Here is an 18,206-nt window from a genome sequence, read left to right as displayed (position 1 = left end):
ACTCATAATTGCGACCATGTCCGCTTCGCTCCGATAGTGACCATCGATGTGCAGCCATAGCAACTGACGCGATGCGCCAATTGCTGACTTTCGAGGCCGAATGCCTTAGACAGAGCATTCATCTGATCTTAGGACCACAAATTATGACCGCTGATCTGGCTCAGGAGATCGCCGAAGCTTACCGGTGGCAGCGCCGGCTCGGTAACACGAAGATCATGGGACCGGGTTGCCAGCTCGTGGTCGATCCGGCACACCCGGATGTGTGGGACTCTAATCATGCCGACGAGGTCACTGCTCGGACCGACGCCGAGATTGACGCCGTTTTTGCAGCTATGGATCGACATCTCGATCACACGCCCTGGCGCGTGATCCATACCGATTGCTTCACACCAGATCCGTTTCTCGCCCGCCTCGCCTTCGATGATTTCGAAGAACGTCCCGTCACCATCCAGATGGCCTTACAAGGCGACCTCGCCAATCAGGCTACAGAAGTCGAGCTGCGCCCCGTTATTAGCGATGCTGATTGGCAGATATTGCTACAACTCGTTCTCGCCGATCATGCCGAGGGCCGGCGCACTAGCAACACTCACGTGCCGCCGGACGTTAGTGCTGGCATGGTGGCCGGCTATCGCGCCAAGAGCAGCACGTATCATTTTCATCTTGGGGCACACAACGGTGTTCCGGTCGCGTACGGTGCCTACGCTGCTGCGCCCAATGGCGTAGGCATGATTGAGGATCTGTTCACACTACAATCTGTCCGGCGTCGTGGCATCGCGAGCGCCATTATAGCCGCATTCACCGAGCGCCTGCGCGCCGCTGGCTGCCACACCATTTTTCTTGGAGCGCTCGCCACCGAACAACCCAAGCGCCTTTACGCTCGTTTGGGCTTCAAGCCAGTGATGCTTGCCCGCACCTGGGTTCGGAGATTGTCTAAGACCGGTTGAGCAAGCGTAGGGTGGGCAAAGGCGCGTTTGCGCCGGGAACACCGCGGGAAAATCCGGATTTGATCAGCATCCATCGTGTTGAGAAGTCATGATCATTTTCCGGCAAAGACCATATTGCGTGCAGATGGTCCGGCAGAATGCAGATCGCGAGGGTCTCGAACGGATAGCGGGTCTTGATGGTGCGGTAGATCGAGCGGAAGCGATCGATTTCGCGCGCCAACAGGTCGCTGGGGCGGTCGGCCAGCGTCACGGTGAAGAAGAACATTCCGCCGTCGATTTCGGCTCGGCGATATCGTGACATGATCTCGAAATCCCCCGCAGATCGGGCGAGGTGGGCACGGCACGTCCGCGCGAAGCGCGAACGCGCCTTTGCCCACCCTACGAACGACGCTTTGCCGACCCTGCGGCGCCTAGATGTCGTCCCGGCGAACGCCGGGACCCATACGCCGCGGTGGCAGTTATTCGAGGACTATTCGTTGTCTTTCCTTGCTTGCCAACGAGAGCGGTGGCTATGGGTCCCGGCGTTCGCCGGGACGACAGCGGTTAATGACGCGACAGCAGGGCTCACAACGCCTTGTTGCTCTCCTTCACCTTGTCCGCATCGAGATAGACGCTCGAGCCCATCTCCTTGAACTTGGCGCTCATCTGCGCCATGCCGTCCTCGATCGTGCCGGAGATGCTCAGCCCCACGCTCGCCGGATCGTTCAAGGTCGCCGCGTAGTCGCGCACGTCCTGGGTGATCTTCATCGAGCAGAATTTCGGTCCGCACATCGAGCAGAAATGCGCGACCTTGTGCGCTTCCTTCGGAAGCGTCTCGTCGTGGAAGCTCTTGGCGGTGTCCGGGTCGAGGCCGAGGTTGAACTGGTCGGTCCAGCGGAATTCGAACCGCGCGCGGGACAGCGCGTCGTCGCGGAGCTGCGCTGCCGGATGGCCCTTGGCGAGATCGGCGGCGTGCGCGGCGATCTTGTAGGTGATGACACCGGTCTTGACGTCGTTGCGATCCGGCAGGCCGAGATGCTCCTTCGGCGTCACGTAGCAGAGCATGGCGCAGCCGAACCAGCCGATCATGGCGGCGCCGATGCCGGAGGTGATGTGGTCGTAGCCCGGCGCGATGTCGGTGGTCAGCGGCCCGAGCGTGTAGAACGGCGCCTCGCCGCATTCCTTGAGCTGCTTGTCCATGTTGATCTTGATCTTGTGCATCGGCACGTGGCCGGGGCCCTCGATCATGACCTGGCAGCCCTTGTCCCAGGCGATCTTGGTGAGCTCGCCCAGCGTCTCCAGCTCCGCGAACTGCGCGCGGTCGTTGGCGTCCGCGATCGAGCCCGGACGCAGGCCGTCGCCGAGCGAGAACGACACGTCATACTTGCGCATGAGGTCGCAGATCTCGTCGAAATGGGTGTAGAGGAAGCTCTCCTTGTGATGCGCCAGGCACCACTTCGCCATGATCGAGCCGCCGCGGCTGACGATGCCGGTGACGCGGCTGGCGGTGAGGTGGATGTATTGCAGGCGCACGCCGGCATGGATGGTGAAGTAGTCCACGCCCTGCTCGCACTGCTCGATCAGGGTGTCCTTGTAGAGCTCCCAGGTCAGCTTCACCGGATCGCCTTCGCACTTCTCCAGCGCCTGGTAGATCGGCACGGTGCCGATCGGCACCGGCGCGTTGCGCAGGATCCATTCGCGGGTGGTGTGGATGTTGCGGCCCGTGGAGAGGTCCATCACAGTGTCGGCGCCCCAACGGATCGCCCACACCATCTTGTCGACTTCCTCTTCCACCGATGAGGTCACCGCCGAGTTGCCGATATTGGCGTTGATCTTGGTGAGGAAGTTGCGGCCGATGATCATCGGCTCCAGTTCGGCGTGGTTGATGTTGCTGGGGATGATGGCGCGGCCGCGCGCGATCTCGTCGCGGACGAATTCCGGGGTGACGAAGGCGGGCACGGAGGCGCCGAAGCTCTCGCCGTCGGCGAACGCGGCTTGCGCGCGCGCGAGCTGCTGCTTGCGGCCGAGATTCTCGCGCTCGGCGACGTAGATCATCTCCTTGGTGATGATGCCGGCGCGGGCGAATTCGAGCTGCGTCACCTTGTGGCCGGGAAGGCCACGCAGCGGCTTGTGATAGGCGGAGAAGGCTTTCGCTGCATGCGTGGCGCCGACATTGCCGTTGTCCTCCGGCTTGATGACGCGGCCCTCATATTCCTCGACGCCGCCGCGCTCGAGCACCCAGGCCTGGCGGTTGCGCGGCAGGCCGGCGTTGACGTCGATGGTGACGTTGGGATCGGTGTAGGGACCGGAGGTGTCGTAGACCGGCAGGTTCGGCTCGGCGGCGGCATCGGAGAGGATGATCTCGCGCAGCGGCACCCGCAGATCGGGCGCCGTATCAGGCGTCGCATAGATCTTGCGCGAGGAGGGCAGGGGACCGGTGGTGACGGCGGGCACGGTGGTATCGGGGTTGGAGCGGACGTTCATGGAGTCCTCCTTCTCTCAATTGTTGTTGTTCCGGGGCGCGAAGACGCGAGTCCGGAATCCAGAGGTGTTGATGGATTGAAGCGAGATGTCAGCGCGAAATGCGGTGCGCCCCCCTCCCCCTTGCGGGGAGGGGTTGGGGGTGGGGGTATCAGGAAGGCGGTGCCTACGATTGAGCGCTCTTCTGGAATGCAAAGTGCCGAGGGGTTTGGTCGCAACACCGACAGTTTTTGCGTGGACCCCCACCCCCGCCCCCTCCCCGCAAGGGGGAGGGGAGGACACCGTGTTCGCGGCTGGCTGCCGCCAGCACTCACTCTCAGACGCATTCGCAATATCAGCGCGCATCATGCCAGCTCCGCGGTGGCTTCGAGCCAGGCGCGCACGCGCGCATCTGGATCGGCGTTCTGCGTGACGTCACTGACGACGGCGATGGAATCGGCACCGGCGGCGAAGATATCTGCGGCCTGCTCCAGCTTGATGCCGCCGATCGCGACCAGCGGAATGCTGCCGGCGCGCTGTTTCCATTCGGTGATCTTCGGGATGCCCTGCGGCGCGAAGCGCATCGCCTTCAAGGTGGTCGGGAAGATCGGGCCGAGCGCGATGTAGTCCGGCTTGGCGGCGAGCGCGGTCGCAAGCTCCGCATCGTCATGGGTGGAGAGGCCGAGCGTCAGCCCGGCCTCCTTGATCGCCGCGACATCGGCATCGACCAGATCCTCCTGGCCGAGATGGACATGCGCAGCGCCGGCGACGATCGCGGCGCGCCAGTAGTCGTTAACCACGAGCTTGGTGTTGCTGCCCTTGGTGATGGCGAGCGCGTCGGTGACGATCTGCAGCGCCTCGCCGTCGTTGAGGTCCTTGGCGCGCAGCTGCACCGTGCCGACGCCCAATTGGGTCAGGCGCTCGACCCAGGCGAGCGAGTCGACGACCGGATAGAATTTATCAGGATACGGCATGCCAGAACGGGGTCCCAACGACAGGGGTGGAGGGCGAGGCGAAATCGCGGGCGTCCATCAGCCCGGCCTCGTAGGCGGTGCGGCCGGCCTCGCAGCCGAGCCTGAAGGCGCGCGCCATCGCGATCGGATCGGCGGCCTTGGCGACCGCGGTGTTGAGCAGCACGGCGTCATAGCCGAGCTCGAGCGCGTGCGCCGCGTGGCTCGGTGCGCCCAGCCCGGCATCGACCACCAGCGTGATGTCGGGCAGGCGGTCGCGCATGAGTTTCAGGGCGTCGCGGTTGATGATGCCTTTCGCGCTGCCGATCGGCGCCGCCCACGGCATCACCACCTTGCAGCCGGCATCGACCAGCCGCATCGCGACGGAGAGGTCCTCGGTGCAATAGGGGAAGACCTCGAAGCCCTCCTTGACCAGGATGTTCGCCGCTTCGACCAGGCCGACCACGTCGGGCTGCAAGGTGTCGTTATCGGCGATCACCTCGAGCTTGATCCAGGAGGTGCCGAACAATTCGCGCGCCAGCTTGGCCGTGGTCACCGCCTCGCGCACGCTGCGGCAGCCGGCGGTGTTCGGCAGCACCGTCACATTCAACTCGCGGATCAGCTTCCAGAACGCATCGCCCGACTTGCCGCCGGCGGATTCACGCCGCAGCGACACCGTGACGATCTCGGCGCCGGAGGCGCGGATCGCCTCCTGCATGATCGCCGGCGAGGGATACAGCGCGGTGCCGATCAGGAGGCGCGAGGCGAAGGTCTTGTCGTAGAAACTGGGCATCAGCGGTCTCTGTCATTCCAGACTGTGTTCGCAACGGAAGCCGTCATCCCTGCGAAGGCGGGGATCCAGTATTCCAGAGACGGTTCGGTCAAATCGATCGGCCGCGGCGTACTGGATCGCCTGGTCAAGCCGAGCGACGACGATAGAGCGGGTGGCGCGTTCTTTCTCTCCATGTCGTCCCGGCGCAGGCCGGGACCCATACCGCGTGATTTCGCGATCGGGCAGAGTGGCAGATATCGAGCGCTCCTACGACGGCCGGTGGCTATGGGTCCCCGCTTTCGCGGGGACGACAGTGAAGTATGTGGCGTGAGCGAGCGACACATGATGATCACCCTCCCTGCCGCGGCGTGATGATCTCGATCTCGTCGCCGGCCTTCACAGGCGTCTCCGCCCAGCGGCTCTTCGGCACGACGTCGTAGTTCAGCGCGATCGCGAAATGCGTGCCTTCGTAGTCGAGCTCGGAGAGCAGCGCGGCGACCGAGGTCGAGGAGATGTCGCGCGCCTCGCCGTTGACGGTCACGCGCATCGCATCACCTCATTGTCGATCTGGCCGCGCGCGACATAATTGAGCGTGAGTTCGGCCAGCGCCGGCGCGATCAGGAAGCCGTGGCGATAGAGCCCGTTGACGCGGATCTCGTGCTCGCCCTTCACCGTGATGCGCGGCAGATTGTCCGGATAGGCGGGACGCAGGCCCGAGCCGAATTCCAGGATGCGCGCTTCGCCGAAAGCGGGGTGCACCGAATAGGCCGCGCCGAGCAGCTCCAGCGCCGAGCGTAAGCTGACGCCGGTGTCCTCGGCTTCCAGCGAGGTCGCGCCCAGCATGAACAGATTGTCGGCGCGCGGGATCAGGTACAGCGGCCAGCGCGGATGCATCAGCCTGATCGGGCGGGCGAGTTGCACCTCCGAGGTCTCGATCAGGATCATCTCGCCCTTGACGCCGCGCAGCTCCGGCTCGGTGTCGCGGGCTTCGAGGCCGCGGCAGTCGATCACCAAGCCATCGAGGTCGTCGGCGGTGACGTCGCTGTTGAACAGAATCGTGCCGCCGGCCGCGATGATGCGCTCGTGCAGCTTCGGCAATACGCGGCGCGGCTCGACATGGCCTTCGGTGGGATAGAACAGGCCCTCGCGGAAGCGGCCTTCCAGCGACGGTTCGAGTTCGGCGAGCTGCGCGGCATCGAGCCGCCGATAGCCGGAAGTGCGGCGGGCGAAGCGCTCATAGTCGGAGCGGTCGCGCGGATGGGCGATCACCAGCGAGCCGTTGAACGGGGTATCCGGCAGTTCGCGCCGCCACAGCTCCAGCGAGGCGAGCCCGAGCCGGCTGATCACCGGCTCTGAAATCTCGCTCTCGCAATAGGGCGCCAGCATGCCGCCGGCCCAATGGCTGGTGGAGAGCATCAGATCGGCGTCGCTGCGCTCATGCAGGGTGACGGCATGGCCGGCCTTGGCAAAGAGCAAAGCCTGCCAGGCACCGGCAATGCCCGCGCCGATGATGGATACGGGGGACTCCCCGCGTGGAGATTTGGTCTGCTGCATCCCTGTCCCTTCGCCGGCATGACCCGGATCAGGTTCAAAGGGTCACCGCATCTCGCTGCGGTATCTCAGCTCCCCCTCGGAGCTCCCCTCGGAACGGCGCTAATGTAGACCGATCGCCGCGTCTGTCAACGGACTGTCATGCTCGCGGGAACCGGCTATGCCCGGCGAGGCTATCTCGCCGCGGTCCCGGCGTGCTTGGCCAGTTTGGCCGGCATGGCCTGGGCGACATGCTTCAGGCCCGCGAGCTTCGGGGTGATATCGAGCGGCGCGTGGACGCGCTCGGGCCTGCCGATGGCGGACGCCTCGGCGAAGCGTTGGCGCTTGGCCACCTCGTAGTAGCCCTTGGCGAAATAATGCACGGCGCGGTCGTGATCGCCATTGGCGGCGCGATAGGCGCCGGCCAGGTATTTCACGCCATAGGTCAGGTTGGTGTTGGGATCGTGCAGGCCCTGCGCATCGCCGGCGTAGCCGAGCCCGCGCGCGGTGCCGAGCTTGATCTGCATCAGCCCGATGCAGCCGCAGCTGCCAACCAGATCCTTCCGGTATTTGCTCTCGCGCACGATCACCCGATGCACCAGCGCCTCCGGCACGTTGTTGGCCTTGGCGTGGATGGCGACCAGCGCGTCGATCTGCGGATGGCCGGTGTTCATGTGCTTCGGCTCTGCCTCGGCCGCCTTCTTGTCGGCATCCGGGCTCGCGGTGGCATCGTCAGGTCGTTCGGTGGCGCTGGCGTCCGCCGTTTGCGGCTGGCTGCTCGCCTCGGAGGCTGGCGCCTCGGCCGTCTCGGTTGCGCTTGCCAGCGGCACGGATGAAGGGTCGGTGGTGCTGACGGCCTCGATGGCTTCCGCCTCCCGCGCCGTCTTCGTCACCGCGGTCGGCATCTTGCGCAGCGCGGCGACGGACGTCTTGCTCTGAGCCTTGCCGGTCTTGGTCTGGGTTTTGGCACCGGCCAGCTTCGCCGCGGCCGAGCTGCCGGTCTTTCCCGCGTCACTGTTGCCCGGCTTGGCGGCGGCTTCGGTGGAGGCATCTTCAGCCGCGGTGACCGGCGCAGCGCCCGCGAGCACAAGGCCTGCGAGCCAGGCCGACAGCACGAGACGTTTCATCGTTTCAGGATCCCCCGGGAACCAGGCGCGCGAAGCAACCCCCGCCCGCGCGCATACATGATTTACGCACCGTAAATGGCGCGTTCGCCGGGCAAGAATATGGCGAAAATCGGACTTACATTGCCGTGGCAGGCATGCATGGGTGGCCATTTACCCGAATTCTCGCCGGCGATGGGTTGGTGGACGCCGTCCAGGGACCTGCACGCGATGACGCCGTTCGTCGCCTACGCTGAGACTGCCGCTCACCCCGCACGCGGCCTATTGCCGCTCTGGGTCGGGGCGGGGCCTCTACGCGCTGCTCCGGTCTTGCCGCATCTGCTCGCGCAGCCACCTGTGTTGGGCCGTTCCCGCTGCTGGTGGCGCTGTGGGCCGATCTGCACGGCGGCTTCGTCTTCGGCCTGCTCGTCGCCGATTTCGGCGCGAAACCATTCCAAACTGTTAGTTGAGGAAATTAGTTCCGCTACAGATCAGTTCCATCAAATAAAGTCGATCAGGCGAGGCGAGGTGTCGCACGCGTGCCGAAACGTCGTGAAAAAGCCGCGGTCCGGCCGTATGCTTCATGACAAGCAGATGAGTTGGACAGCCAAGCTTACTCACTCGAGCTTACTCATCAAAAAATCTTGAAACCGAGAGGGAGCGCGCCATGGCCCGCATGTCATCCGCCGATCTGTCGAATGGCTTTCTCCGCTCAACTCTTGCCGCGTTTGTCGCGGAGCTGCCGCATAACAACCCCTGCGCCCAATGTGGCAAGCCGATCGCTCTGCCCGAATGGGTGGAGAGCAGGGAGAACGGTACGGCCTATCTTTGGTACTGCAGCGCATGTGATTACCACTTCGAGGCGTTCGCATTTTCTCCCGATGCTGATTACGGCCACGGCGCGCTTGCGGCCTGATACGACCGGCGTGCGGTGCTCATTTCCGATTGCGGCGTTCGCGCCATATCGCGGCGCACGATGGACGGCGCCGCCAATTGCGAAATCGTGGTTCCCGCGGAACGCTGACAGGCTCTTGCAGTTCTCTCGTCACCATTCACCGAGAGGGAGACATCCGATGGTGACGAAGACTGTTTTGGCCGGCCTTGCCGGCTCACTGCTGCTTGCAAGCGCAGCATTCGCTGCAGAGACCTCAACCACCAGCACGACAACGACGGTTCGCGGCGATACCACCGCAGCGTCCTACAAGGGCGACTGGCGCGCCTCGAAGCTTTCTGGCGTCAAGGTCTACAACAACAACAACGAGAATATCGGTTCGATCGATGATCTGCTGACCGACAAGAACGGGCAGATCAAGGCGGTCGTCATCGGCGTCGGCGGCTTCCTCGGCATGGGCGAGCACCTCGTTGCGATCCCGTTCGACCAGGTGAAGTTCTCCGAGCAGCCGGTCGCCGCGAATACGGCCTCCAATGCACCGGCTTCGGGCTCCAACTCGGCAGCCCCGCCGGCTTCGACCACCACGACGGGCGCCGCCACGGGCTCTTCGTCTTCGAGCACCTCGCGCGCGAGCCGCTGGTATCCGGACCACGCGATGGTCAACGCGACCAAGGATCAGCTCAAGCAGATGCCCCAGTTCAAGTACTCGGAGTAAGCGGGTCCGGGTGATCTCGGCTGTGTCATGACAAGAGCGCGCTCGGCCTGTCCGGGCGCGCTTTACTATGCCGCGGGACGCAGCCGCGGCGCCTGGCGGAGGGGGAGGCGAATGCGGGCGATCAGCCCGTGCGGCTCGCGATCGTGCAATGATAGGTCCCCGCCATGCGCCGCAACGATCGATTTTGCGATCGACAGCCCCAATCCGAAGCCGGTGGCCTCATCCATGTTGCGGGCCTGGTCGCCGCGCACGAACGGCTCCAGCATCTGCGGCTTATGCGCATCCGAAATGCCGGGGCCGTCGTCCTCGACATCGATGGTCAAGACATCCGGCGCGACCGTGAGGCGGATGACGGTCTCGGTTCCGAACTTGACCGCATTGTCGACCAGGTTGGTGACGGTGCGCAGCAAATCGTCGGGCCGTACGGTTGCCATCGCATGCGCGGGACCGACATAGCAGACCTTGTGTCCCATGTCGGTGAATTGATCGGCCACGAGCTGCAGGATGCTGGCGACCTCGACCAGGGTCATCGGTTCGAGCTTGCGGCCGTGACGCAGGAACGACAGCACCGAACCGAGCATCGCATGCATCTGGTTGAGATCGGCGAGCATGCGGCCGCGCTGGATCTCGTCCTCGACGAATTCGCAGCGCAGCCGCATGCGCGTCAGCGGCGTGCGCAGATCGTGACTGATGGCGGCCAGCATCTTGGTGCGATCGTCGATCAGGGTGGTGATGCGCTCGCGCATGCGATTGAGGGCGCGCGCCAGGGAGCGGATCTCCTCCGGCCCGCGCTCGGGCAACAGCGGCGCGTCGCCGTCGAGGCTGAAGCTTTCGGCCGCCCTCGCAAACGAGGTCAGAGGGGCGGTCAACGCACGCGCCGCCCACAGGCCGAGCATGGTGATGCTGATCAGCGCGAACATCACCGTGGTGAACCACGGACCGCCCCAGAACGGTGGGCGGTGCGAACGGTTGCCGAATCTTGCGGAGATCATGCTGCCGTCGGGAAAGACGACGATCTCGCCCGGCCTCTCGCCCTCTGGCGGCAATGGGAAAAACTGGTAGCTCGGCCCGAGCGCCCGAAACCCGTGGTACACTGGCCGCGGCGCTTCGCCGCTCGGCAGCGGCCCTGAATAGCTCTTGATGTCGAAGTCCGGAAAGGCCCGGGTGATGTCGGCCATGACCCTCGGCCGGTCGGATGCGGGCGCGTGAGCGAGAATCCGAACCACGGTGGTGAGCTGCGACGGTCCGAATTCGCTGTCCGGCTCACGCTGCTCCGCGCGGTGGAACACGAAGACGGCGGTGATGATGACGTGCAGCGCGATGATCGAGGCCGCCACCAGTGCCGTGATTTGGCTGCGGATTCCTACGAGCCTGAGAGAGCGAAACAACCTCATCGCGCGCGTTTGCCGGTTGCCGTCATCCGCACTCCTGCGAAGGTCAGTGGCTCTGTGTGGTCGTTGTCAGCACCTCGACCACGGGAGTGAACATGTAGCCGCCGGAGCGCACGGTCTTGATCATGGTCGCTTCCTGCGGGTCCGGCTCGATCTTGCGGCGGATGCGGCTGACCAGCACGTCGATCGACCGCTCGAACGAACCTGCGCTGCGGCCTTGCGTCAGGTCGAGGAGGCTGTCGCGCGACAGCACCCGGCCGGGCCGCTCGCAGAAGGTGCGCAACAGGTCGAACTCGGCGCTGGTCATCGCGACGCGGGCGCCCTCCGGGTTGCGCAATTCGCGCAGGCGGAAGTCGATCTTCCAGCCGAGGAAGGTCAGCGCGCTTGCGCCTTCGGTCGTGCTCGCGGTCATGGCCGCGGCCTGACGGCGCAGCACCGCATTGATGCGGGCGAGCAGTTCGCGCGGATTGAAGGGTTTCGGCAGGTAGTCGTCGGCGCCCATCTCGAGCCCGAGAATGCGGTCGACGTCCTCGCCGCGCGCGGTCAGCATGATGATCGGCACCTGCGATTCCGCACGCAGCTTGCGGCACAGCGTCAAACCGTCTTCGCCCGGCAGCATCACGTCGAGGATCAGCAGATCGACGCGGTGGTCGCCCATGATCTTCGTCATCTCGCGGCCGTCGGTCGCGGTGGTCACGTTGCAGGAATTGTTGCGCAGATATTTCGCGATCAGCGTCCGCGTCTCGCGGTCGTCCTCGACGACGAGGATATGGGGTGGTGTCTGGGCCATGAGCTCAGCATTGACCTAAGATTGGGACGGTTTGCGAAGAATTTTGTTTCGGAATATTTCCATCCAGTGCACTGAAACAGCAGGACAATCCCTGCACATCAGCTGGCAGATGAGGCGGCGCGCGTCAATCCGACCGTGGTGGAGATCCGGAAAGCACGTTCACACTCAGACATGATGGTTAGCGGCCATCCTGGGCGAGCGCAGCCCCTCCACCTGCATGATGCTACCGACGGCACGTCGAAACGCCGATTATAGAGGCTCGCTGCAGGCAATCGGACCTCGTCATGCCGACAATCCGGCCGCTTCACGCCGATGATCTCGATGCGCTGTACCGCATCTCGCTTGCGACCGGCTTGGCAGGCCAGGATGCCTCGCAGCTCTATGCCGATCCGAGGCTGATGGGTCACATCTATTCCGCTCCCTATGCGGTGCTTGAGCCGCGGCTTGCCCTGGTCGTTGAAGATCCGGACGGCGTCGCCGGTTTCGCAGTCGGCACGGCCGATACGATCGAGTGGGAAGACAGGCTCGAAACGCTCTGGTGGCCCGCGCTCCGCAAGCAATACGCATTCCCCGTTAAAGAGGATCCGGCGCGCTGGAGCCATGATCAGCAACGGATCGTCATGATTCACCACCTACACCTGCGCTCGCCTCGGTCGCCGCCAATTTCCCCGCGCATCTGCATCTGAACCTGCTGCCGCGGCTGCGGGGACGCGGTCTCGGCAAGAAGCTCTTTGATCAATGGCTGACTACCCTCGATGGCCAGCGAGCGGCGGCAACGCATGTCGCGGTGAATGGCGCCAACTCCGGCGCACTGCGCTTCTGGGAGAAAATGGGTTTTCGCGGCCTACCACTCGGCGAGCCGGCGGGGCGCACCATCTGGATGGGGCGGTCGTAGTTCGGAGGGAGTCCGCCGATGCGCTGGTCCCGCTCATCGAACAGTTCTGCTGTTCGCTGAGCGGCATGACGCGGGACGATTGAAGCCGGATCGCCGGCCGCCCGCCGGAGGCGGGCGTCCAAAGCTCACCGAGACGAGGCTGCCAGATGTTGGGATCTGGCAGCTCAAGGTTAGGCTGGCGGAGCCGACCCCGTCAGTTCGTCTTCACCAGCGGACAGCCGCCCTTGTCGAGCGGGCGGAAGGCCTCGTCGCCGGGCACGGTCGCGATCAGCTTGTAGAGATCCCACTCGCTCTTGGACTCCGAGGGCTTCTTGACCTCGAACAGATACATGTCGTGCACCATGCGGCCGTCGATGCGGATCTTGCCGTTCTTGGCGAAGAAGTCGTTGACCGGGGTCGCCCGCATCTGCGCCATCACCTTGGGCGCCTCGTCGGTGCCGATCGCCTCGATCGCCTTGAGATAATGCATCGTCGCCGAATACAGCCCGGCCTGGATCATGGTCGGCATATGCCCGACGCGTTCGTTGAAGCGCTTGGAGAAGGCTCGGGTCTCGTCGTTCATGTCCCAATAGAAGCCGTCGGTGACGATGAGCCCCTGGGTGGCATTGATGCCGAGCGAATGGGTGTCGGTGATCTCCTGCAGCAGCGCGATCATCTTCTGGCCGCCTTGCGTGAGCCCGAACTCGGAAGCCTGTTTCAGCGCATTGGTGGTATCGCCGCCGGCATTGGCGAGCGCGACCACCTTGGCTTTCGACGCTTGCGCCTGCAGCAGGAAGGAGGAGAAATCGGAATTGTTGAGGGGATGGCGGACATCGCCGAGCACCGTGCCGCCGTTCTCCTTGACGACGTTGGCCGCGTCCCGCTGCAGCGCCTGGCCGAAGGCGTAGTCCGCGGTGATGAAGAACCAGGTGTCCTCGCCACGCTTGACCATCGCCTTGCCGGCGACGTTCGAGAGCGCATAAGTGTCGTAGGTCCAATGCACCGTGTTGGGCGAGCACTGCTTGCCGGTGATGTCGGAGGAGCCGCCGCCGGAATTGATGTTGATCTTGTTCTTCTCACGCGTGAGCGCGGAGATCGGCAGCGCGACCGAGGAGGTCGGCACATCGAAGATGGCGTCCACTTTTTCGTTGTCATACCAGTTGCGGGCGATGTTGACGCCGACGTCCGGCTTGTTCTGGTGGTCGGCGGCGACCACGACGATCGGCTTGCCTCTGACCTTGGCGCCGTAATCCTCCACCGCCATCTGCACCGCCGCGAGCGAGCCCTTGCCGGTGGCATCGGCATAAAGGCTCGACATGTCCGTGAGCACGCCGATCTTGACGACATCGTCGGAAATGGTCTGCGCCGTGGCAGGCGCGCACAAGGCTGCAAGCGCAAGAATAGCGATGACGGCTTGGGCCGCGGATTTCATGCTTCTCTCCCTGATGTGCTCTTCTTGAACGTTTTGGCGAGCGCATGGAGTTTTACCCGGCCTTCAGGCTCTGTGCAAAGCCAAATGGCCCGCGACACGCTGGCTATCCGCCTGAAAACGGCGATGGCATTGGCCGGACTACCCTGTCCTTCCCGCCAGAGGAGAGCAGCCGAGAGTCCCGCCGCGTACGGGGGGGCGTTCGCGATGCGTACACGCCCGAGCGCTTCTCGGGGGCGTGCGCCGGCTGAGCGTTCGTTGTGTGACGGCGTGTTCGCGAATGCCTCGGGTGCCCCGATCGCACGCACTCGTCCGCGAATCGGACACGGTCCGGTTGCGGACGATATCGTTTGTCTACAAATGAATTGTCATCTTTTTTAGTTCTGTGATTTTATAAGTGTTATTAGTTGACGAATTGCTCGCGTGATTTGCGAGTTCATGTGCCGACCTTCCATCAGCGGTAGTGAAGCATGCGCGTTCGCATGTCCTTCTTGCGTGGAGTGCGTGCATGTTTCCGTTTTCGCGATTTGTTGATCGCCATATTTCAGACGTAACCGGTTCGTCATTTTATATGATGACCGTCATCAGATATTACGGCGACATTTCGCGCGGGTGTCATCCGAAACCAAACGGAGGGCAGGCGCGAAAATTTCGCTGAGCAAGAGGCGGCCGCGCGGGGGTTCGCGCGCGCCGCCGGTCAAGTTGGAGATTTTCTCAAATGAAAACGATTCGGGGCCTGCTTCTCGGTTCGGGAGCAGTGATGATGGCGTCCGTGGGGGCTCATGCCGCCGATCTTCCGTTGAAGGCCAAGGCGGTCGAATATGTGAAGGTTTGTTCGCTTTACGGTGCCGGCTTCTATTACATTCCCGGCACCGACACCTGCATCAAGCTGGGCGGTTACCTGCGCGCCGAAACCGCGCTTTGGACCAACAGCAATTATGGCGGCGCCTATAATGGCGTGGCCGGCGCCGACAACCGTCTGAGCAATCGTTACCAGGCTCGTTCGCGTGAAGACTTCAACATCGACACCCGGACCGCGACGGAATACGGCGTCGTTCGGACGTATTTCGATGCCGTGCTCACCTGGACTTCAGGCACCACCGGCGGTGCGGGCGGCGGTGCGACCTCCTACAGCGGCGACGGCATCTCCGGCGGCACGCTCGGCGTCTACTACGCCTTCATCCAGTTCGCGGGATTCACGATGGGTAAGGCGGTGTCGCAGTTCGACGCGCCCTGGACCAACTATCCCGGCAACAATTTCGACGGGCTCGTCGGCGGCGGCGGCACCGTCAACGGCGTCAACCAGTTCACCTATACGGCCGATTTCGGCCAGGGCATCACGGCTGCGATCTCGCTGGAGGACCAGGCTCAGTTCTTCACCAGCAACCTCTGGAACACTGCCGGCATCACTGCCGCCGGCGTCCTGAGCGGAACGTACGGGACGAGCAGCTTCGGCGGCAATGTGGCGCCGGACATCATCGGCATGGTGCGGGTCGACCAGGCCTGGGGCCTGTTCCAGGCCTCGTTCGCGGCGCATGACAACCACGCCGCTTACAATGGTGCGACCGAGGTCACGGGGCACCCCGAGGACAAATGGGGGTGGGCCGCACAGCTGGCGCTGTCGATCAAGAACATCCCGACCGGTCCTGGCGACACTGTGAACATCCAGGGCGTCTATACCGATGGCGCAAGCCGTTACAACTTCCAGAGCCTCGCCGCGACCTCCTATGCGATGTATGGCGGCACCGGCATGGCCAATGCCTATCAGAGCATCGGCTTCGCCGGCGTTGCGGATGCGGTGTTCGCGCCTGGACGCGGTCTCTCCACGGTGCAGACCTGGGGCATGCGCGGCGCCTATAGCCACAATTGGGATCCGCACTGGAATACGGCGCTTTACGGCGCTTATGCCCAGGTGCGTTATGGCAGCACCGGCTCTGCTCTGATCTGCGCCGGCATTGCCGCGAGCGGCGTGTTGTCCGCCGGTTCGACCTGCAATCCGGACTTCAACCTGGGTCAGATCGGCCTGATCACGCGCTGGACTCCGGTCAGGAACCTGACCTTCTCGGCGGACGTGACCTACAGCCATCTGGACCAGAAGTTCTCCGGCACGGCGATCGCACCGACATTGGCGAGCGTTGCCAAGCCGGCCGCCGTTTATGAGCTCAAGGACCAGAACACCGTGAGCTTGCTGCTCCGCGCTCAGCGGAATTGGTGAAGTTGATCTGTTAAACCTCCAACAGCACCACGGACCTCCGGCGATGCCCCGCCGGAGGTTTGTGGTTTTGGCGCCTTTGCGTTGCGCGCCGATCGCCACTTTTCGCTGCTGATCGAATTCCCGCATGATCCAACGCGGTCGCGGCTCGCGCGTGATGAGAGGCGATGCTCGCGGGGCCTATAGGGCCGGCAGCGCGTTGACGCGAACGGTCATCGTACCCTCCGCCGAGGCGATGACGCGAAGCACGGTCGCGTCGAAGGCAATGTCGGTCAAAGCAAGATTGTTGATGTCGGTATCGATCCGGATACCGTTATCGTTCTTCTGGAACTCGGCGATCGATGCGCCGATCCGCTCGCGCAGATTGTCCGCGAAGGGCTTCAAGTCGATCACGGATTTCTGCAGCAGCGCGTCCTGGAGATATGGCACCGCGGCGCGGGCGGCCGCGCCCAGCAGCCCGAATGCGGCATCCGATTCGACGGCGAGCTGCAGGTCGGCCAACTGCAAGGTCTGCCGCGCCTGGTTGACGAGCGGGCGGCCCCAGATATGCAGGGTGGCGTCGGCACCGAGGCCGAAGAAGCTCGTCTTCTCCTTGGCCCGGACCTGCAGCGAGATCAGCAGCCGATTGCCGGACGGGATCACGCTCGCATGCTTGACCGTGACGGCGACCTGACCCGAGCCGTCCTCGGGAAAGGTGCGGCCCGACAGCTGGCTGTCGACCAGCTTGGTCAGTTCGGTGAAGGGTACGTCGATCGGCACCGCGACGTTGACGCCGCCCGATGTCGGCGGGATCACGCTGAGCTTGTCCGGGAAGGGGCAGTCGGGCCTGGTCTCGGTCGGCGTCACGCGCGTTTCAGCCTCGATGCCGATCACGGTGGTCACCGTATTGGCGTCGATCGCAGGCTGCGCCGCCAGCGCCCGCGTCGGCTTGATCTCCAGCCAGACCGTGGGGAGCCCGACGGCAGAGCCCTGCAGCGGCACCGAGCGGCAGGCCCTGGTCCATTGCGCCTGTGCGCTGCGCATCAGGGTCTGATCCTTGCGGATGCGCTCGCCGAGCTGGTTGAGCTGCTCACCAACGGTCTTGTCGATCACCGGCTTGACCTGGGCCGGAACGTTGACGCGGGCGCCGGCGACCGACAGCGTGGTGTCGCCGAGGTTGACCTGGGCGCCGAAATTCGGCTCCAGGAACCACGCCGCCGCGAGCCGCGGCCGCATCGTGATGATGACATTGCCCTTGATCTCGGCCGTCGCGTTGAGATTCTTGATGTTGATGGCGCCGACCTTGCTGGCGGCGTCGGCGCCGAGCAGGCTGCCGATGGCGTCGGTGACCGCGCCGGTCGCTTTCCCCGACAGCGTTCCCGTCACATTGAGTTTGCCGGTCAAAGGCGTCGCCAGCGACAGCGTGTCCTGCGCGCCGGCTACGGCGATCGCCCCGCGTGATGCGGTCCAACCGATGTCGGCATTCTGCAGCAGTTGAGACGCCGGATTGTCGGCTTTGCCGGCGAAGCTGCGCGGGGTGGCCTTTTCCGCGACGTCGCGGATCGCGCTCAAGGAGATCGACACCGGCGCCATGATGATCGAACTCTTCGTCATCGGCGGCAGCGGCGGCAGCGCGACGATCGGTGGCGTCGGCGTCGTGCCGCCCCCCGAAATCAGCTCGATGGCGATGACGCCGAGCAGAACCAGCGCAGTGGCCGCCGCCGTGCCGATCAGGATGAGGTTCAGCCGGCCTGGGCCGCGCGGCGGCCGCGGCGATTTCGGCGCGAGCGGATGCGGCTTGGCCTGCCAATCGGGGCGCGACGTCGGAAGCTTCATGTCGGTCTCAACACTTAACGAGAAATCATGATCGGCCCCGATCGGGCTGCCGGCGCCGCATCGTGCGGAACCGGCGGCGAGGTCATCGGCCGAACCAGCAAGTCTATAGGGGAGGGGACCGCGGCGCCAGATCGGCCAAAAATGCCGTGGGGCGGTCGGCCATGAAGGGCAGGCCTTCCGAACATGTCGACACATATGGCAACAGATGACGAGAGCGCCGGATCGAGGCGTGCGTTACGACCGCCATTGCGCTGGTATCACTCTTCGGGTCGGCGGGGGGCTACGCGGGGATCGCTCGAGCTAACAACTAACAGGAAGATACGAGCATCGGGGCCATGAATGAATTGGTC

The 18,206-nt window shown here is 64.1% G+C and carries 17 protein-coding genes and 1 riboswitch; of the genes, 6 read left to right on the top strand and 11 right to left on the bottom strand.

The window, feature by feature from the left end; genetic code table 11:
• The first annotated feature begins 143 nt into the window (after positions 1-143).
• The gene (locus tag QXZ85_RS05095) at positions 144-944 is read left to right on the top strand and encodes a GNAT family N-acetyltransferase (RefSeq protein WP_315742751.1); all 801 of its coding nucleotides are present in this window, start codon (positions 144-146) and stop codon (positions 942-944) included.
• Here QXZ85_RS05095 and QXZ85_RS05090 read toward each other — a convergent pair.
• The 7 genes from QXZ85_RS05090 to QXZ85_RS05060 all read right to left on the bottom strand — a co-directional run bounded on the left by QXZ85_RS05090 (position 931) and on the right by QXZ85_RS05060 (position 7,762).
• Entirely contained in the window at positions 931-1,245 is a 315-nt protein-coding gene (locus QXZ85_RS05090; protein WP_409977736.1) for an REP-associated tyrosine transposase, read from the bottom strand. The genes QXZ85_RS05095 and QXZ85_RS05090 overlap by 14 nt on opposite strands.
• 263 nt (positions 1,246-1,508) lie before the next feature.
• Positions 1,509-3,407: a phosphomethylpyrimidine synthase ThiC gene (gene thiC / locus QXZ85_RS05085; RefSeq protein ID WP_315742749.1), complete on the bottom strand. Its 1,899-nt coding sequence runs from the start codon at positions 3,405-3,407 to the stop codon at positions 1,509-1,511.
• A gap of 341 nt (positions 3,408-3,748) precedes the next feature.
• Entirely contained in the window at positions 3,749-4,357 is a 609-nt protein-coding gene (locus tag QXZ85_RS05080) for a thiamine phosphate synthase (protein ID WP_315742747.1), read from the bottom strand.
• Complete coding sequence (locus QXZ85_RS05075; protein WP_315742745.1) at positions 4,344-5,126, bottom strand: thiazole synthase; 783 nt, start codon at positions 5,124-5,126, stop codon at positions 4,344-4,346. The genes QXZ85_RS05080 and QXZ85_RS05075 overlap by 14 nt, the downstream gene beginning before the upstream one ends.
• Before the next feature lie 328 nt (positions 5,127-5,454).
• The gene (gene thiS, locus QXZ85_RS05070; protein ID WP_315701008.1) at positions 5,455-5,652 is read right to left on the bottom strand and encodes a sulfur carrier protein ThiS; all 198 of its coding nucleotides are present in this window, start codon (positions 5,650-5,652) and stop codon (positions 5,455-5,457) included.
• The gene (locus tag QXZ85_RS05065) at positions 5,643-6,659 is read right to left on the bottom strand and encodes an FAD-dependent oxidoreductase (protein WP_315742744.1); all 1,017 of its coding nucleotides are present in this window, start codon (positions 6,657-6,659) and stop codon (positions 5,643-5,645) included. Before QXZ85_RS05065 ends, thiS begins: the two co-directional genes overlap by 10 nt.
• A riboswitch (TPP riboswitch) is annotated at positions 6,647-6,758 on the bottom strand. (Overlaps the previous gene by 13 nt.)
• Before the next feature lie 71 nt (positions 6,759-6,829).
• On the bottom strand, positions 6,830-7,762 hold the full coding sequence (locus QXZ85_RS05060; RefSeq protein ID WP_315765698.1) for a lytic transglycosylase domain-containing protein: 933 nt from the start codon (positions 7,760-7,762) through the stop codon (positions 6,830-6,832).
• A 643-nt stretch (positions 7,763-8,405) separates the two neighbouring features.
• On the opposite strand from QXZ85_RS05060, the gene QXZ85_RS05055 reads away from it, so the two are divergent.
• Together QXZ85_RS05055 and QXZ85_RS05050 are read left to right on the top strand one after the other, a co-directional pair.
• Entirely contained in the window at positions 8,406-8,654 is a 249-nt protein-coding gene (locus tag QXZ85_RS05055; protein WP_315701005.1) for a hypothetical protein, read from the top strand.
• Between the two features lie 157 nt (positions 8,655-8,811).
• The gene (locus QXZ85_RS05050) at positions 8,812-9,345 is read left to right on the top strand and encodes a PRC-barrel domain-containing protein (protein WP_315765702.1); all 534 of its coding nucleotides are present in this window, start codon (positions 8,812-8,814) and stop codon (positions 9,343-9,345) included.
• Between the two features lie 65 nt (positions 9,346-9,410).
• Here QXZ85_RS05050 and QXZ85_RS05045 read toward each other — a convergent pair whose 3' ends face one another.
• The gene (locus QXZ85_RS05045; RefSeq protein ID WP_316173308.1) at positions 9,411-10,739 is read right to left on the bottom strand and encodes an ATP-binding protein; all 1,329 of its coding nucleotides are present in this window, start codon (positions 10,737-10,739) and stop codon (positions 9,411-9,413) included.
• 43 nt (positions 10,740-10,782) lie between these two features.
• Positions 10,783-11,526 carry a response regulator gene (locus tag QXZ85_RS05040; protein ID WP_315701002.1) on the bottom strand — a complete coding sequence of 248 codons (744 nt, stop codon included), beginning with the start codon at positions 11,524-11,526 and terminating at the stop codon, positions 10,783-10,785.
• Between the two features lie 284 nt (positions 11,527-11,810).
• Between QXZ85_RS05040 and QXZ85_RS05035 the strand changes: the two genes are divergently transcribed.
• Together QXZ85_RS05035 and QXZ85_RS05030 are read left to right on the top strand one after the other, a co-directional pair.
• On the top strand, positions 11,811-12,212 hold the full coding sequence (locus QXZ85_RS05035) for a hypothetical protein (protein WP_315728499.1): 402 nt from the start codon (positions 11,811-11,813) through the stop codon (positions 12,210-12,212).
• The gene (locus QXZ85_RS05030; RefSeq protein ID WP_315728535.1) at positions 12,203-12,421 is read left to right on the top strand and encodes a GNAT family N-acetyltransferase; all 219 of its coding nucleotides are present in this window, start codon (positions 12,203-12,205) and stop codon (positions 12,419-12,421) included. The genes QXZ85_RS05035 and QXZ85_RS05030 overlap by 10 nt, the downstream gene beginning before the upstream one ends.
• Positions 12,422-12,614: 193 nt before the next feature.
• On the opposite strand, the gene QXZ85_RS05025 is transcribed toward QXZ85_RS05030, so the two are convergent.
• Positions 12,615-13,832, bottom strand: coding sequence for an ABC transporter substrate-binding protein (locus QXZ85_RS05025; RefSeq protein WP_315701000.1), 1,218 nt, complete (start codon positions 13,830-13,832; stop codon positions 12,615-12,617).
• A gap of 715 nt (positions 13,833-14,547) precedes the next feature.
• Between QXZ85_RS05025 and QXZ85_RS05020 the strand changes: the two genes are divergently transcribed.
• On the top strand, positions 14,548-16,044 hold the full coding sequence (locus QXZ85_RS05020; protein WP_316173310.1) for a porin: 1,497 nt from the start codon (positions 14,548-14,550) through the stop codon (positions 16,042-16,044).
• A gap of 177 nt (positions 16,045-16,221) precedes the next feature.
• On the opposite strand, the gene QXZ85_RS05015 is transcribed toward QXZ85_RS05020, so the two are convergent.
• Positions 16,222-17,856, bottom strand: a complete 1,635-nt coding sequence (locus QXZ85_RS05015; RefSeq protein WP_315728497.1) for a DUF4403 family protein — start codon at positions 17,854-17,856, stop codon at positions 16,222-16,224.
• Between the last annotated feature and the right edge of the window lie 350 nt (positions 17,857-18,206).

This window comes from Bradyrhizobium sp. SZCCHNGR1005 (genome assembly GCF_032489995.1).
Taxonomy (GTDB): domain Bacteria; phylum Pseudomonadota; class Alphaproteobacteria; order Rhizobiales; family Xanthobacteraceae; genus Bradyrhizobium.
This window is presented reverse-complemented; position numbering and strand designations above follow the sequence as displayed.

Excerpts from the sequence above, each read along its gene's own strand:
- QXZ85_RS05095 (WP_315742751.1), top strand. The coding sequence starts at position 144 with ATGACCGCTGATCTGGCTCAGGAGATCGCCGAAGCTTACCGGTGGCAG.
- QXZ85_RS05090 (WP_409977736.1), bottom strand. The coding sequence starts at position 1,245 with ATGTCACGATATCGCCGAGCCGAAATCGACGGCGGAATGTTCTTCTTC.
- thiC (WP_315742749.1), bottom strand. The coding sequence starts at position 3,407 with ATGAACGTCCGCTCCAACCCCGATACCACCGTGCCCGCCGTCACCACC.
- QXZ85_RS05080 (WP_315742747.1), bottom strand. The coding sequence starts at position 4,357 with ATGCCGTATCCTGATAAATTCTATCCGGTCGTCGACTCGCTCGCCTGG.
- QXZ85_RS05075 (WP_315742745.1), bottom strand. The coding sequence starts at position 5,126 with ATGCCCAGTTTCTACGACAAGACCTTCGCCTCGCGCCTCCTGATCGGC.
- thiS (WP_315701008.1), bottom strand. The coding sequence starts at position 5,652 with ATGCGCGTGACCGTCAACGGCGAGGCGCGCGACATCTCCTCGACCTCG.
- QXZ85_RS05065 (WP_315742744.1), bottom strand. The coding sequence starts at position 6,659 with ATGCAGCAGACCAAATCTCCACGCGGGGAGTCCCCCGTATCCATCATC.
- QXZ85_RS05060 (WP_315765698.1), bottom strand. The coding sequence starts at position 7,762 with ATGAAACGTCTCGTGCTGTCGGCCTGGCTCGCAGGCCTTGTGCTCGCG.
- QXZ85_RS05055 (WP_315701005.1), top strand. The coding sequence starts at position 8,406 with ATGGCCCGCATGTCATCCGCCGATCTGTCGAATGGCTTTCTCCGCTCA.
- QXZ85_RS05050 (WP_315765702.1), top strand. The coding sequence starts at position 8,812 with ATGGTGACGAAGACTGTTTTGGCCGGCCTTGCCGGCTCACTGCTGCTT.
- QXZ85_RS05045 (WP_316173308.1), bottom strand. The coding sequence starts at position 10,739 with ATGAGGTTGTTTCGCTCTCTCAGGCTCGTAGGAATCCGCAGCCAAATC.
- QXZ85_RS05040 (WP_315701002.1), bottom strand. The coding sequence starts at position 11,526 with ATGGCCCAGACACCACCCCATATCCTCGTCGTCGAGGACGACCGCGAG.
- QXZ85_RS05035 (WP_315728499.1), top strand. The coding sequence starts at position 11,811 with ATGCCGACAATCCGGCCGCTTCACGCCGATGATCTCGATGCGCTGTAC.
- QXZ85_RS05025 (WP_315701000.1), bottom strand. The coding sequence starts at position 13,832 with ATGAAATCCGCGGCCCAAGCCGTCATCGCTATTCTTGCGCTTGCAGCC.
- QXZ85_RS05020 (WP_316173310.1), top strand. The coding sequence starts at position 14,548 with ATGAAAACGATTCGGGGCCTGCTTCTCGGTTCGGGAGCAGTGATGATG.
- QXZ85_RS05015 (WP_315728497.1), bottom strand. The coding sequence starts at position 17,856 with ATGAAGCTTCCGACGTCGCGCCCCGATTGGCAGGCCAAGCCGCATCCG.